The 13,781-nt window shown below is 37.7% G+C and carries 13 protein-coding genes, 2 pseudogenes and 1 other annotated feature; of the genes and pseudogenes, 9 read left to right on the top strand and 6 right to left on the bottom strand.

Annotated features, from left to right (window positions below):
• The first annotated feature begins 42 nt into the window (after positions 1 to 42).
• The 4 genes from AM592_RS19845 to AM592_RS19830 all read left to right on the top strand — a co-directional run bounded on the left by AM592_RS19845 (position 43) and on the right by AM592_RS19830 (position 3,865).
• The gene (locus AM592_RS19845) at positions 43 to 948 is read left to right on the top strand and encodes a LysR family transcriptional regulator (RefSeq protein ID WP_053605374.1); all 906 of its coding nucleotides are present in this window, start codon (positions 43 to 45) and stop codon (positions 946 to 948) included.
• A gap of 708 nt (positions 949 to 1,656) precedes the next feature.
• The gene (locus AM592_RS19840; protein ID WP_053605373.1) at positions 1,657 to 2,019 is read left to right on the top strand and encodes a Na-translocating system protein MpsC family protein; all 363 of its coding nucleotides are present in this window, start codon (positions 1,657 to 1,659) and stop codon (positions 2,017 to 2,019) included.
• A gap of 163 nt (positions 2,020 to 2,182) precedes the next feature.
• Positions 2,183 to 3,193, top strand: coding sequence for a sodium-dependent bicarbonate transport family permease (locus AM592_RS19835; protein WP_053605372.1), 1,011 nt, complete (start codon positions 2,183 to 2,185; stop codon positions 3,191 to 3,193).
• Positions 3,194 to 3,259: 66 nt separating this feature from the next.
• Entirely contained in the window at positions 3,260 to 3,865 is a 606-nt protein-coding gene (locus AM592_RS19830; protein ID WP_053605371.1) for a beta-class carbonic anhydrase, read from the top strand.
• A 230-nt stretch (positions 3,866 to 4,095) separates the two neighbouring features.
• On the opposite strand, the gene AM592_RS19825 is transcribed toward AM592_RS19830, so the two are convergent.
• Positions 4,096 to 4,377: an EamA family transporter gene (locus AM592_RS19825; protein ID WP_053605370.1), complete on the bottom strand. Its 282-nt coding sequence runs from the start codon at positions 4,375 to 4,377 to the stop codon at positions 4,096 to 4,098.
• Positions 4,378 to 4,610: 233 nt separating this feature from the next.
• On the opposite strand from AM592_RS19825, the gene AM592_RS19820 reads away from it, so the two are divergent.
• The 3 genes from AM592_RS19820 to AM592_RS19810 all read left to right on the top strand — a co-directional run bounded on the left by AM592_RS19820 (position 4,611) and on the right by AM592_RS19810 (position 8,647).
• Positions 4,611 to 4,997, top strand: a complete 387-nt coding sequence (locus AM592_RS19820; RefSeq protein WP_082364219.1) for a LysR substrate-binding domain-containing protein — start codon at positions 4,611 to 4,613, stop codon at positions 4,995 to 4,997.
• Positions 4,998 to 5,068: 71 nt separating this feature from the next.
• Positions 5,069 to 5,311 (top strand) — a binding site (T-box leader).
• 61 nt (positions 5,312 to 5,372) lie between these two features.
• Positions 5,373 to 6,971, top strand: coding sequence for a 2-isopropylmalate synthase (locus AM592_RS19815; protein ID WP_053605368.1), 1,599 nt, complete (start codon positions 5,373 to 5,375; stop codon positions 6,969 to 6,971).
• Between the two features lie 566 nt (positions 6,972 to 7,537).
• Positions 7,538 to 8,647 (top strand): TDT family transporter, encoded by a 1,110-nt coding sequence (locus AM592_RS19810; protein WP_053605367.1) that lies wholly within the window; start codon positions 7,538 to 7,540, stop codon positions 8,645 to 8,647.
• 112 nt (positions 8,648 to 8,759) lie between these two features.
• Here the strand turns inward: AM592_RS19810 and AM592_RS19805 are convergent, their stop codons facing one another.
• The 3 genes from AM592_RS19805 to AM592_RS19795 form a co-directional block, all read right to left on the bottom strand.
• Positions 8,760 to 9,350, bottom strand: coding sequence for a TetR/AcrR family transcriptional regulator (locus AM592_RS19805; protein WP_225970286.1), 591 nt, complete (start codon positions 9,348 to 9,350; stop codon positions 8,760 to 8,762).
• Between the two features lie 162 nt (positions 9,351 to 9,512).
• A complete protein-coding gene (locus AM592_RS19800; RefSeq protein WP_053605366.1) occupies positions 9,513 to 10,277 on the bottom strand; it encodes a MerR family transcriptional regulator in 765 nt (254 codons plus the stop codon).
• A 108-nt stretch (positions 10,278 to 10,385) separates the two neighbouring features.
• Positions 10,386 to 10,568 (bottom strand): small acid-soluble spore protein H, encoded by a 183-nt coding sequence (locus AM592_RS19795; RefSeq protein ID WP_053605365.1) that lies wholly within the window; start codon positions 10,566 to 10,568, stop codon positions 10,386 to 10,388.
• A 95-nt stretch (positions 10,569 to 10,663) separates the two neighbouring features.
• On the opposite strand from AM592_RS19795, the pseudogene AM592_RS19790 reads away from it, so the two are divergent.
• Positions 10,664 to 10,980, top strand: a pseudogene (locus AM592_RS19790) (SDR family oxidoreductase); the annotation flags it as partial.
• 8 nt (positions 10,981 to 10,988) lie between these two features.
• On the opposite strand, the gene AM592_RS19785 reads toward AM592_RS19790, so the two are convergent.
• A complete protein-coding gene (locus AM592_RS19785; protein ID WP_053606187.1) occupies positions 10,989 to 12,128 on the bottom strand; it encodes an AGE family epimerase/isomerase in 1,140 nt (379 codons plus the stop codon).
• A gap of 166 nt (positions 12,129 to 12,294) precedes the next feature.
• On the opposite strand from AM592_RS19785, the gene AM592_RS19780 reads away from it, so the two are divergent.
• Positions 12,295 to 12,759, top strand: coding sequence for a C40 family peptidase (locus AM592_RS19780; protein ID WP_053605364.1), 465 nt, complete (start codon positions 12,295 to 12,297; stop codon positions 12,757 to 12,759).
• A 51-nt stretch (positions 12,760 to 12,810) separates the two neighbouring features.
• On the opposite strand, the pseudogene AM592_RS19775 reads toward AM592_RS19780, so the two are convergent.
• Positions 12,811 to 13,753: pseudogene (locus AM592_RS19775) on the bottom strand (S8 family peptidase).
• Positions 13,754 to 13,781 lie beyond the last annotated feature (28 nt).

Below are 13,781 nucleotides of genomic sequence, written 5' to 3'. Positions count from 1 at the left end.
ATGGAAATGCATAAATTAACGAAAGGAGATAACATATTTGTTATGACAATAAACCAGCTCCGAATTTTTATTAAGGTTGCTGAGAAATTGAATTTTACAGACGCAGCCGAAGAACTATTTATGACGCAGCCGGCTGTTAGCAGAGCTATTTCAAGTCTTGAATCAGAGTTAGGAGTTTCTTTATTTTATCGCGATAAAAAAAGGGGGATCCACTTAACTCCAATTGGCACTGCAACTGTACAGGAATTTAGAAAAGTGATTCAATTGGTAAACAAAGTAGAGGAATTCGCAGATGAAGAAAAAGGCTTGAAAAGTGGGAAAATCCGTATCGGATCATTTGTGGCAGCATCATCATACTTTTTGCCGCAGGTTATTTCGTACATTAAAAGCAGATATCCTGATATAAAATTTGAATTAAAAGAAGGAACTTCAGACCAAGTAAAAAAATGGATTGATGATTATCAAATTGACGTGGGAATTGTTGCCAGCCCTACAACTGATTATGAACATTTCGTATTATTAAAAGATAAAATGGTCGTCGTCCTCCCGCCAAATCATCGGTTAACGGAAAAAGAGATCGTTACGATTGAGGAATTAGGGAATGAAGAATTGATTTTATGTAAAGGCGGACATGAAGCTGCTGTGAATGAAGCATTTGCAAATGAGCATATGAACCTGAATGACGGAATCACCGTTCAAAGTGGAGAAACGCTAGTAAAAATGGTGAATAACGGATTAGGAGCGGGTATTATATCAGAATTTACTTTAGCTACGGTTCCTCATACACTGCCGTTAAAAACAATTTCTCCTGCGATCAAAAGAGACATTTGTCTCATAACTTCTTCATTTGATGATCTTTCCATATCCGTCAAATATTTTGTCGATATCTTGAAAAAGTTCACTGAGGAGCAAAGGGATGAGGAAATTACATCGTCTTTAAAAGTATAAAAGAAGGAGCGAAATCGTTCCTTAATGTTTACAACTCTTACTGTTAGGCAACCGTGCCGGTTTTAGGAAATTCGGATTGCCATTAAAGCAGCAAATAAATATCCCCATGCATTCTCCAGTTCTATTCCATGTAAAATGAAAAAGTCTAACGATAACGAAAGTTTGTTCCTGAAACTTTTTTACTGAAAATATGAGTTTTTTATGCCTATTAAACTAAAATAGAAAATAGATATATTGCTTCATTTTTTGCAAGTGATATTTAAAATGCAATACGTTTTCAAACCTATTACATCAATATTGTTAGCTCTAAATACTTAGTTTTTAAAAAAACTTGCTTAAAAGAAAACCTATTGACTCTATAAATTATAAAAAATAGAATATAACGCGAGAGTACAAAGCTTTACATAATATTGTAAAGCTTAATACTTTTGATTAAAGTGATAAACAAAAGAAGGTGATAAGACTAAATAAAATGTCAAAAGAAAAAATCTGGTAAAAAAGAAGTCTTTTTTAGGTTTTAGATTTTAAAATCATGTATTGAGAAATAAAAGAAAAGATTGTCATTATATTTTTAGTACATCATTACATTTAGTGAAATTGTTTTTCCCGCACCTGCGCATTTGCGGATATGCAGCCTCATCCAGAGAAGCCTCCAATACCAACTGGTAAAAATTTTTAATAAATTAGAGAATGGTGGAAAACTATTATTTGAAAAAAACTAAAGGATTTATCGAAGCAGAGGTTTGTAAAATTGTTACTCACTGGCAAAAGGATAACTTTGGCCGTGGTGCTGTGTCGATTAAGGCAGATATTTTGCGAGATAAAGTTATTGTCGTTTTACACGGTATCCTAACTCCTGCAGAGCATTCACTTTGTGAAACAAAACAAGGAATATTATCTGTTAAAAAATTTCGTTCTGATCTAATTGAATCAGGAGCAGCTGAAATCAATCAAATGATCCAAAATAAAATTGGAGAAGAAGTAATAAGTTTTTTTACCGATATAAGTACAAAAACTGGAGAAAGACTAATCGTCTTTAAATTTTCTAAGAATTTAGAAGAAACCAATTAAGTCATTCATTTAATTTCATAACTTAGGGAGATCTTTAAAAACCTTAATTAATAAGGGAGTTAACGATAAACCGACTTCAACTAGCATGAATGGTCAAGGGGACCCTTCATTCTGATTGTGTCGGTTTTTTTATTTTGTTTTTACAAATTAGGAGGAATATTAAATGTTTGAAATGGTTTTACAAAACTTATTAACACCTGCTGTCATGTTTTTTGTATTAGGTGTCATCGCTGCTTTATGCAAGTCTGATTTAAAAATTCCTGCTGGACTAGGTGAAACTTTAAGTATTTATCTTTTAATTGCAATTGGAATAAAAGGCGGAATTGAACTCTCCCATTATTCATTAAATTCTGTTATTCGGCCCCTTATGGGAACTTTATGTTTAGGAATCGCTATTCCATTAATAACGTTCTTTATCATGCGGCTAATTAAAATGGATCTCAAAAACTCCATTGGCTTGGCAGCGACATTCGGTTCGATCAGTGTTGTTACTTTCGGAACTTCCATTTCATATCTTGAAAAACAGGGAACAACATTCGAAGGGTTTATGAGTGCTATGGCTGCCCTATTAGAAAGCCCAGCAATCTTTGTTTCATTACTGTTATTAAAAGTTATTGAGAATAAAAAACACCCGGTACCAACCCATTCACAAAATGTTGGCATAGTTGCCTCTTCCCCGTTCAAAATGTTTGATAGAAAATTGATCATTGAAAGTATATTTGGAAAAAGTGTTTTGCTTTTACTAGGAAGTTTATTTATAGGACTCATTATTGGAGAACGTGCTCTTCCAGTAGTAAAACCCTTATTTATAGACTTATATGGCAGTGTATTAATTATATTTCTATTAATTATGGGATTGATGGCAGGTGAACGGTTGCCTGAAGTTCGTAAACACGGTATGAAATTATTACTTTTTGGACTCTATATGCCACTTATTGGCGGTACGTTAGGAGTTTTATTGGGACATCTCACAGGTCTTTCTGTTGGTGGATCTACTCTAATGGGCGTTTTAGCTGGCAGTGCTTCTTATATTGCAGCGCCAGCAGCATTAAAATCGTCTGTACCAGAGGCAAACCCATCAATTTATTTAGGTTTAGCTTTAGGTGTAACGTTCCCTTTTAACCTTACTTTTGGTATTCCATTGTATAATCAGTTAGCTCAGTGGATCCAATAGATTGGTATTTATACTCTTAAATGAGGTTAACGAATCTTTTTGCAAGACATAGAAAGGAGTAAGTATATGTCACTTTTGCAGGAAGTCTTAACATATAATCAAAAATTTGTTGACGAAAAAAAATACGAAAAATATTGTACAACAAAGTTTCCTGATAAACGTTTAGTCATTGTTACTTGCATGGATACACGTTTAGTTGAGCTACTGCCACGTGCAATGAACTTTCAAAACGGTGATGTCAAGATCATTAAAAGTGTTGGGGCTATTGTTGATCATCCATTTGGCAGCATTATGCGAAGCATACTTATTGCAATATATGAGCTGCAGGCGAACGAAGTCTGTGTAGTGGGACACTACGATTGTGGAGCTGGGAACTTAGATGCGGATAAAATAATCGAGACGATACTTCAAAATCGTATAGATGAGAAAACTCTCCAAACAATTAAATATTCAGGTATTGACCTGTACGATTGGTTAAAAGGATTTAACTCTGTAGAAGATTCGGTATGCCACAGTGTAGATGTTATTTGTAAACATCCACTCCTGCCAAAGCATATCCCTGTACATGGTCTAGTTATACATCCTGTTTCAGGTAAATTAGAACTTCTAATTGATGGAACAAATGAAACAGGGGATCGTTTAGCTGCAAATACAGAAAGAGCATTTATGTGAATCATATATCTAAAAAAATTTCAATTAAGGAAGGCAGCTTAAAACAAAGGATCTGCCCCTATTAGCGTTGTATCGGTTACAGAAAATGAAAAAACTTTAAGAGAAAAAACTCCTATTGTAGAAATGTTAAGCTTGTTGTTACCACAAACAAGTTTTCTACAAAGGAGTTTGATCTTTCTTTTATATTATTTATCCCGCATTAACGGTCAGTAAGACCCCCACCTTCAGGGTTATGAGTGTAAACGAGCAATCCTAAGGGACAATACGGCCGGAAGTGTCCATTCCGTTTGTGACACATTTTCCGTCATTATCGAAATCACAAACAGAATGATCGCTCCTATGAGTAACTGCCAGGCAGTCATATTCATGATTTCATCTCCGGAAAACTTCACTTTACTGAAAACATTCACACACGCCCAGCTCAGTGCTGAGACAATGATCAGCAATTCACCTGTCACTGTTTGCGTGTTAAAATAAAGGATTAAAAAGCGGAAAAATCCGCATTGAATCATTTACAGCAGGCTTACTTTTTGCCGCCAGTTATTTCCCACATGAAAAGCAGATATCCGGACATTAAATTTGAATTAAAAGAAGGGTCTTCGGATCAAGTAAAAAAATGACTGGATGATTATCAAATTGATGTAGGAATCGTTGCCAGCCCGGCCGATGATTTTGAACATATCGTGTTAAAAAAAGATAAAATGGTCGTCGTACTCCCGTCCAATTATCGTCTTACAGAAAAAAGATCGTTACGATTGAAGAATTAGAGAACGAAGAATTGATATTTTGCAAGGGCGGACATGAAGAAGCTGTTACAGAAGCTTTTGCAAACACAAAGTTGAATTTAAATGATGGAATTACGGTTCAAAGCGGAGAAACGCTAGTAAAAATGATGAATAACGGATTGGGAATTGGCATCATTTCTGAATTTACATTAGCTACTATTTCTCATGAGCTGCCTTTAAAAATCATTTCCCCTGCTATCAAAAGAGAGATTAGCCTGATTTGTCCTTCGTTTGACAATGCTTCCGTATCGGTCAAATATTTTGTTGATGTTCTGAAAGAATTTTCAGCGGAACAAAGAGATGAGGAAAAAGCCGCCAATAAAGGAACGAAACCTCTCCTTCATTAAATGATCAATATTTCTGAATTTTAGTGTTGACAACTCGAGTTCACTGATTTATTATCCAAGTAATTAAATAACAATAAGCAAATATTGGAAATAGTAGAAGGGTGTATAAGCTTTTCAGAGAGCCGATGGTTGGTGGGAATCGGCAGTTATTGCCTTTGAACTCATCCAAGAGCTACTCCCTGAACTGATTAGTAAGGGATGTCGGTTTCTACCGTTATGAAGATAGGCAGTGATGGCTGCCGAAAAATGAGTGGGTTAATCTTATATGGATTGATCAATTAGAGTGGTACCGCGAGTAAAGCCTCGTCTCTATAGGTTTTTATAGAGGCGGGGCTTTTTTATTAATTTAAAATGACAAAAGGGAGTGGTTTTGAAATGTCGAGGAAAATTTGGGTTTTTGATACGACTTTACGTGATGGAGAGCAAGTTCCGGGAGCTAAGCTAAATCTGAATGAAAAATTAGAAGTGGCACAGCAGCTGAAAAAGCTAAACGTTGATATTATCGAAGCGGGTTTTTCTGCGTCATCTGCCGGCGATTTTAATGCTGTAAAAGAAATTGCTGAAAAAGTCGGCAATACAGATGATATTTTCATCACAGCGTTAGCAAGAGCGGTAAAAGCTGATATTGATGCAGTTTATCATAGCGTGAAGTATGCGCAAAACCCGCTAATCCATATCGTTCTCGGTACTTCAGACGTCCACGTGGAAAAAAAATTCAGAAAATCGAAAAGTGAAATTTTAAATATTGGTGTCGATGCCGTAAAATATGCCAAAACACTTTTGCCTAATGTGCAATATTCAACAGAAGATGCGTCCCGCGCTGATTTTGAATACTTATGGGCAACGATTGAAGCGGTTGTCAAAGCAGGGGCTACGATAATAAATGTGCCTGATACCTGTGGTTATGCCGAGCCGGAGGAGTTTGGTGAACTCATCTCTAAAATTAATGACCGATTGAAAAACGTGAATGATCACGTGCTATTAAGCGTCCATTGTCATAACGATCTTGGTATGGCAACAGCCAATACGTTAGCAGCTATTAAAAGTGGTGCGGATAAAGTGGAGTGTACGATCAATGGTATTGGTGAAAGAGCAGGTAATGCTTCACTAGAAGAAGTGGTAATGTCGTTGAATACGCGCTCCGATGCCTATCATGCATACACCAACATTAATACCAAAGAAATCATGAATACATCAAGGATTATAAGCAATTTAATGGGACTTGAAGTACAGGTAAATAAGGCGATTACTGGAGAAAATGCTTTTGCCCATTCTTCAGGCATACATCAGGACGGATTGTTGAAATCAAGAGAAGCTTACGAAATCATAAACCCGATTGAAGTCGGTTTAGAAGATATGGAGCTTGTTCTAACCGCTCGTTCCGGGCGTCATGCAGTGAAAAACGCCCTTCAGAAATTAAGTTTTGATTCATTAACGGACACACATTTTGAAGGGATTTTTGAAGCATTTCTTGAGCTGGCTGATGCGAAGAAAGAAGTCTATAACCATGATCTATATGTGATCGTTGAAAATTATTTTGCAAAACACGATAATCTCAACCAAAACATGACGCACTATAGTGACCATTTCTTTGAACTGATTGACTTGCAAGTGATCAGCAATACCCATTTCCCTTCTGCAAGTGTAAAAGTGAAAAAAGGAGATGAACTGCTGGAAGGAAGCAGCGGCGGCTCAGGTCCGATTGATGCGTTGTATTCAACGATTGCAGAAATTAGCGAGTTGGATCTTACCTTGATTGAGTACAATATTAGCAGCGTTTCAAGAGGAAAAGAGGCACTTGGAAAAGTAAAAATCCAGGTCGAATACAGAGGAGAAAAATACATGGCGAAAGCAACAGACACGGATATTATGAAAGCAAGTGCATTCGCGTTTATCAACGCTATCAACAGCATCATCGTAGATCATTTTCTTCAAAACTCAAATAGGGCTCATTTTACGACAAATAACGGTTAGGAGTCTAATAACGTTTCAATATAAGGGTGAAACACAATTTGGGGTGAATGACACTTTAGTGATTATTAATCCCGAAGAAGTCCACACTGGATATGCACAGGACGCATGAGTACTTAGCCTTCGAACATTTTCTCCCACCTGATTGTTAGGTGAACCAATCGGGCTTTTACAGGCAGTTAATCCCCCACCTCTTTTTCAGTCGATTCTCCCTGAAAGGTGAGGGCTTACTGCCCGTTAATGCGGGATAAATTCACATGATTTATCAGGGGGGGGAGGCAAAGGGGAGGGGAAAAATCTACTTTTTGAAAACGTTGAATCTTTATTAAAAAATTAAGCGATCTTATATACCAATAAAACAAATTGGAATAGATCGAATTATACTTACAAATTATATCGTATTGCGATATAATTATTAATGAGAATTGAACTACTCTATGAAACCTGCATAGTCTACAGACGTTTATGTATTTTCATCAGAATTATAGATATCAATTACGTAAAACGAAGATATTAGTCTAATAAAATTTAAATAAATTCCTCATGAATAAATCACCTAGGAGAATGCGATGATTTTTATATTTTTATTCATTATTATTCTTACATTAGCGATTATAGTTAACTTGAAAGTTTCCCGCCTAAACATTTCTACAGTAGCTGGTGCTCCCATCATGGCAATGGGAATTATGATGAAAGACATCCTTACGGAGGATTTCGCCCTTCCTTATATAAGCGGTATAGTTTTCCATCTCATTATCCTCATAGCCTTTTGGGTTATCATACATTACACGTTTGATATGCTGGAAGGTGTCTTTTATTCATCACATATAAAAGACCCTATATCTAGTTTTTCGACAGGGACTTGGATTGCTGCCATATCCGTTATTACCGTTTTACTTTCAGATAAGCAATTTTATACCCCTTCACGGATTCTTTTTTTTATTAATCTTGTCTTATGGCTTTCATATTTAGGATTGGCAGTACGAAACTATATATACATTTTTAAAGCAACAAAAAAATACTCACATCAAATTCATGGCGGATTGTTACTGACGTGTGTTGTCACCCAGTCGATTGTTATTTCTGGGTATACCATATTTGGAGTTGCTTTTCCAACACACTTTGCAGACATTCTTCTCATTATCGGTTTCTTATTTTATTTGTTAAATTTTGGAATTATTTTATTTCGGTATATTCATATACCAAATAAAGATCTAACAGAAAGTTGGACAAACACAAACTGCATCATTCATGGCGCTATGTCGATTACAGGTGTATCATTAACCTTTTCACATTTCGAAGCCTTTTACATCCTTGATTTCATCTGGATCGTTTCATTTACCCTTTTCCTCATTATAGAGGCTATTGAGGTTTTCCGGTCTACTCAGCGGGTTAAAAAATTGGGATGGAAGCAAGGAGTCTTTTCCTATTCACCTAGTCAATGGGCAAGAATCTTTACGTTTGGAACGTTTCTTTTTTTCACTGAAAGGATACCCAAGGGCCATCATTTACTAATCGATAGCCTGCAAAACTTAGTCTTCCTCTTTTTACCGATATTGATTGTGCTCCTGATCCTCATTGAGGTTTTGTTAATAAGTTTACAAGTTCATCAAAATTTTACTAGAAAAGACGAACCTATTCATTTACCTTATGAAAACAGCCGATATTCCCCACAGTAAGGAATCATCGGCTGTTCTATTAGAAAAAAAGGGAAAGACAAACTAGCCACGCCGAACTTCCTGTGCCGCCACGGCCGACAACCAGATTCATTGTCCATCCCCCTCCTCTTCCTTATCTATTTTTTAATCCATTAGACAAAGCAGCTACAGTATGCTGCAGGAACTCTTCCTTTGATTCCTTGATAAATTGATCCTTCCACAGGGCTTTTGAAGAAAAAAAGCCATATAACATAGTCAAGAATATCATCGCCTGGATCTTGGCGTTCGTTTTGATCATTTTTTTCTTGTCCTGCATCACGAGAAAATAATTTGTAAGGTATTCTTTCAATCGATCTGTTTGTTTAGAAACAAAATCTGCCAATTCAGGCATCGTCGTCCGTTCTTGGACAGCAATCAGAAAAATAGGTTGATTCTTAATCATTAATTCGATGTACATTTGTGCGATCATGTATAGATCCTTCTCTATGTCCCAAAGAATCTTTTCATCGAAAGCATTCTTAAAATCAGAAAGATATGAATATTTTTTCACAGCTGCCTCAAATACGCCTTTCTTCGTTCCGAAATGGCGGAAGACAGTCATCTCACTCACCTCTGCTGCCTGCGCTATCTCTTTTATTGTTACAGCTTTAAAACCTTTATTCTGCATCAATTGAAGAGCTGCTTGAATGATTCGCTCCGCGGTTCCCGCTTCAATTGCCTTCAATAAAGACACCTCACATCATGCTCAACTAAGATAGTTATTGATAACTAACATTGATTATATTTTGATCTTACATTAGTGTCAATATATGCTGATATCGTTAGTTCAGATAGACTAATAAAACACGCGGGCATTCACCCGCATGTTCTTCTTCAAAGCACTTTTTTAACTCTTTTTCCCAGTATAAATATGAATCGCATCTCTCAAAAATTCTGCGCTTCCTGGCTGCTTGTCATCATAATATGCTTTAAAGCGATCGTCATCGACATACATTTGCGCAAGATTCGCATGTGCCTCTTTGCTGTATTTGCTCCAGCTATACGTTAACCACTGTTTATGCAAATCAGCAGCTTTTTGCGCGATGTCGCTTGCTGGGTCACCAGTTTTGAATGCTTCAGCTAACGTATCCTTTACTTCCTGCTCCAACTGTTTAACCTTTTGATACTCCTCCTGCGTCATGTTCATCAGCTTCTCATTAGACTTATTGATCGTTTCATCCCCGTATTTTTCGCGGATCTCTTTTCCATACTTTTTCTCGTTCTCATCTATCATTTTTTGCTTAAAGCCTTCGAATTTTTCTTTATCTGACATAATGATTCTCCCTTCCGATAATGCAATTGTTTTTTCTACATTGGCTATTAGCAAATCCAATCGCTTTCTTTTGTCAAAGAGTTGTTCACGATGTTCTTTTAAGGCGCTTACTTCGTCAAAGGATGAGGCATTGATAATGTCTTTTATCTTGTCCAGGTTAACATCCAGTTCTCTGTAAAACAGAATCTGCTGCAGCCTGTCAACTTCCTTTTGACCATAGATCCGGTAGCCTGACGAGTTAATTCTTGCCGGCTTAAGAATTCCAATCTCATCATAGTACCGAAGCGTTCTGGTGCTGACTCCAGCCAGCTGCCCCAATTTTTGTACTGTATATTCCATGTGATCACCTCCTGACACCCTTAATGTACACCTTTACGTAACGTGAAGGTCAATAGCTTTTTTATAGATTTTTTCTGTTCTAAAAAAAAAGACCAAACCATAATTGGTTCAGTCTAGTTCTTTTAAGCTTCTTAATGAAACCTCTTGTTCATTTTCCGGGTTATCGAGAGGATAAATTCTGGCGGTTTCATTGCTCTCATCCACATGTTGAATGTAAATTGGAATTCCGTTATAAGTGACATTTGCCATAACTGGCGATTCAGAAATCTCTTGTGCCCGTTGCGAGTTCATAAGCTTCCTCCTATTGAATTAAATTTCACTTATACTATTTCCTTTAATCTTTTTAAGTATTCAATGAACATTTCACCTAAAGTTTTCAGGCTGAATATAATAATTTCAAATTCCTGATCGACTATTCGGCAACAAAAGGAGCCATCGTGAGCTACACCCGGGCTCTGGCTAATTCTGTTGTTGATCAAGGAATTCGTGTGAACGCTGTGGCACCGGACCGATTTGGACACCGCTTAACGTTTCAACGCAGCCTCCCGAGGTAATAAAAACATTGGGAACAGATGTGCCAATGAAACGGGCAGGGCAGCCTTATGACCTGGCCCCGGTCTATGTACTGCTTGCCTCTGATGACGGATCCTATATTACGGGTCAAACCATTCACGTGAACGGCGGCCAAATGGTTACGACGTAAGAAGAACGTTATAAAAAAGCCTTCATTGCAGTTATACAGTTTGTAATCGGATGATAATCTGTTTTAGGCGGAGGGCTTTTAATGTTGCTGTTTTTTTGATTATCGACGCTCAGCAGCTGATACCATGCTCCCCATTTATGATCGACAAAGTACCTCCAGCAATATTTGAATATTTGCTCATAAAAGTTTCTATACGCGATTTTGTTAGTCTTTGCAGCGAATAAAGCGCTTGCCCCAATTGCTTCTGCCATAACCCAATAAAGCTTATCTGAATCGATGATTTTCCCTTCAGGAGACATGGCATAATAAATCCCGCCATACCTGCGGTCGCTTCCGTAGTCTGCCGCCGTACGAAATAATCGCTCTGACTGCGGAAAAATCCATTGCTCCTCTTTGTGCTTTTCCAGAAGCTGCAGCAGCTTGCTCCATTCGATCGAATGTCCAAAAATAAAGCCGTAAGGCCGAAATTCACTTTTGGTATAATCTTTGTTGTACTCCCAATCTATTTTCCTATTCTCATCATAATGTTCCCAGATCAGACTGCCAGACTGGGGAAGAAGCTTAAATATGACCGAATGGGCCAACTGATAAGCCCGGTCGAGATAACGTGCTTCCCCTGTTGCCTCGAACGCTGCCATCATCGCCTCACACAGATGCATATTGGCGTTTTGTCCCCGGTAAGGTGAAACAGTTGCCCAATCAGCAGATATTTCATCTACGTATAATCCATCTTCTTTTCTCCAGAAATAAGTTTCAAGAATATCAAAAACATCTTCAATTAACTGCCCGGCCTTTTTAATCCCCGCCTGGTATGCAGTAGAGACAGCCAACAGGACAAAAGCATGCCCGTACGCAAATTTCGTTGAATCATAGACGTCTTGTCCTTTTAAAATCCAATAATAGCCACCGTGATCTTTGTCATGCTGATGTTCCTCAAGAAACGTTAGTCCGTGTTCTGCAGCCTCCACATACTTGGCGGGAGAATCACTAATCATCGCAGCCACACTGAAAATATAAATAAACCTGGACATACCAACAAGATGCTTCGTTTCATAATCACAAATAGTTCCATCGTCCAAGAAGCAATTGATATAACCGCCATTTTTTGTATCTATACATCTCGAAGCATAGTAACGGACGATGGCCATTATATGCTCTTTTAGAAATTTGCCGTCTCTAAAATTTGAAGTCAAAATGAATCCACCACTTTCTTATGGGTTGCTTTACTCTATGCAATTTTCGACCTAGGTATGATGTAGGGGGGATATATGCCGGTCAAGGTAGGATATTTTCAAAGAATGGGCTGATAAATGTATGATACTTGTCCAAGCAAACAGACTGCCGGCCGCATTTGATATAAAAAAAAAGAAAATAATGAGGGTTAACATGCTCGCCGATCAAATTATTTCAACAGGTTTACGCTTTTTAGGAACTCCTTATGTGTTTAACGCCCGTTCGGATCAAACCAATGTATTTGATTGCAGTTCTTTTATTCAGCATATTTTTGGCGTAAACGGGATTTCTCTTCCTAGAAATTCTCGCCAGCAATTTTTAATGGGTACCCGGATTCCTTTTTCTCAAATCCGGCAAGGAGATTTGCTGTTTTTCACAACAAAAAAACGTGAAAATAGAGAAGGCGTCGCAAAAATTGGACATGTCGCCGTCTATATTGGAAAAGGACATATCCTTCATACGTATCGGCAAGGGAAAAAAGTGCAGATCTCCGAGTTAGACTCGCATTGGAAAAGCAAATATAAAGGAACAAAACGAGTGATTTGACATAAAAAGTCTACCTGTTTACATAGGAAAACAGGTAGACTTTTACATACATTACATCCATCGAAACGATCTCGATGACCGGTTACTATCCAGTTTCACCAGTCCATTCCCTTCTTCTGTCTCTCGATAGCCAATTGAAACAGTATTTTTTATGAGCTGAGCATAAATTTCCGGCTCAGATAAGGTACGGTTATATTTTTCCTCATATTTTTCAATGAGAAGAGCCAAAGCTCCTGACACATGCGGAGTAGCCATTGATGTCCCAGATAATACCGCATATTTACTTGGTGGAAAAGTAGACTCAATTTTGTCTCCGGGTGCTACGACATCAACTTCAGAATTGGAGCCGCTAAATGGAGAGAGACGTTGATTACTATCAACAGAGCCTACTGCTATAACTTCCGGATAAGCTCCCGGATAGCTATATTCATTCGTTTGTGCATTTCCGTCACCTTCGTTACCCGCTGCGCAGGCGACAACAATATTATTTTGTACAGCTTTTTTAATCGCAGAGTGTAAGACAGGATGATCGTCAGGACTGCCTAACGAGAGTGAAATAATCCTCACTTTTTCTCCTCGGGGTCCTCTCCATTTCACTGCATAGTTTATGGCATCAGAAATTGTTTGAACTGATCCTTTTCCTTCACCTGTTAAGCCTTTTAATACCAGCAGTTTTGCTTTAGGAACAGCTCCTGTTATTCCCCTGTCATTCTCCTTCGCTGCAATAATGCCGCACACATGTGTGCCGTGCCCGTTATTATCGGAGACGTTCCTCCATTATAGTCATCGTAAAATTATATCAGCCGATGATTTGTCCCCTTAAATCAGGATGATTGATTTCATCCTGTGTGATTACGGCTACTACGATATTTTCACCCTTGTATCCTTCTCGCCAAATTGACGGTGCTTGAATCATGCTTACACCATACGGAATCTCTGTCGAAGTTTCCCTTAGTTCTTCAACACGATATGGTATTAATTGAATATCTGGCATTTCTATCATCTCCCTTCCCGTATGCTAT

The organism is Bacillus gobiensis (assembly GCF_001278705.1).
GTDB classification, from domain to species: Bacteria; Bacillota; Bacilli; order Bacillales; family Bacillaceae; genus Bacillus; species Bacillus gobiensis.
This window is presented reverse-complemented; position numbering and strand designations above follow the sequence as displayed.

Bases quoted from the DNA above. Each gene is read 5' to 3' on its own strand.
- AM592_RS19845 (WP_053605374.1), top strand. From the start codon at position 43: ATGACAATAAACCAGCTCCGAATTTTTATTAAGGTTGCTGAGAAATTG.
- AM592_RS19835 (WP_053605372.1), top strand. From the start codon at position 2,183: ATGTTTGAAATGGTTTTACAAAACTTATTAACACCTGCTGTCATGTTT.
- AM592_RS19830 (WP_053605371.1), top strand. From the start codon at position 3,260: ATGTCACTTTTGCAGGAAGTCTTAACATATAATCAAAAATTTGTTGAC.
- AM592_RS19825 (WP_053605370.1), bottom strand. From the start codon at position 4,377: ATGATTCAATGCGGATTTTTCCGCTTTTTAATCCTTTATTTTAACACG.
- AM592_RS19815 (WP_053605368.1), top strand. From the start codon at position 5,373: ATGTCGAGGAAAATTTGGGTTTTTGATACGACTTTACGTGATGGAGAG.
- AM592_RS19810 (WP_053605367.1), top strand. From the start codon at position 7,538: ATGATTTTTATATTTTTATTCATTATTATTCTTACATTAGCGATTATA.
- AM592_RS19800 (WP_053605366.1), bottom strand. From the start codon at position 10,277: ATGGAATATACAGTACAAAAATTGGGGCAGCTGGCTGGAGTCAGCACC.
- AM592_RS19795 (WP_053605365.1), bottom strand. From the start codon at position 10,568: ATGAACTCGCAACGGGCACAAGAGATTTCTGAATCGCCAGTTATGGCA.
- AM592_RS19785 (WP_053606187.1), bottom strand. From the start codon at position 12,128: ATGGCCATCGTCCGTTACTATGCTTCGAGATGTATAGATACAAAAAAT.
- AM592_RS19780 (WP_053605364.1), top strand. From the start codon at position 12,295: ATGATACTTGTCCAAGCAAACAGACTGCCGGCCGCATTTGATATAAAA.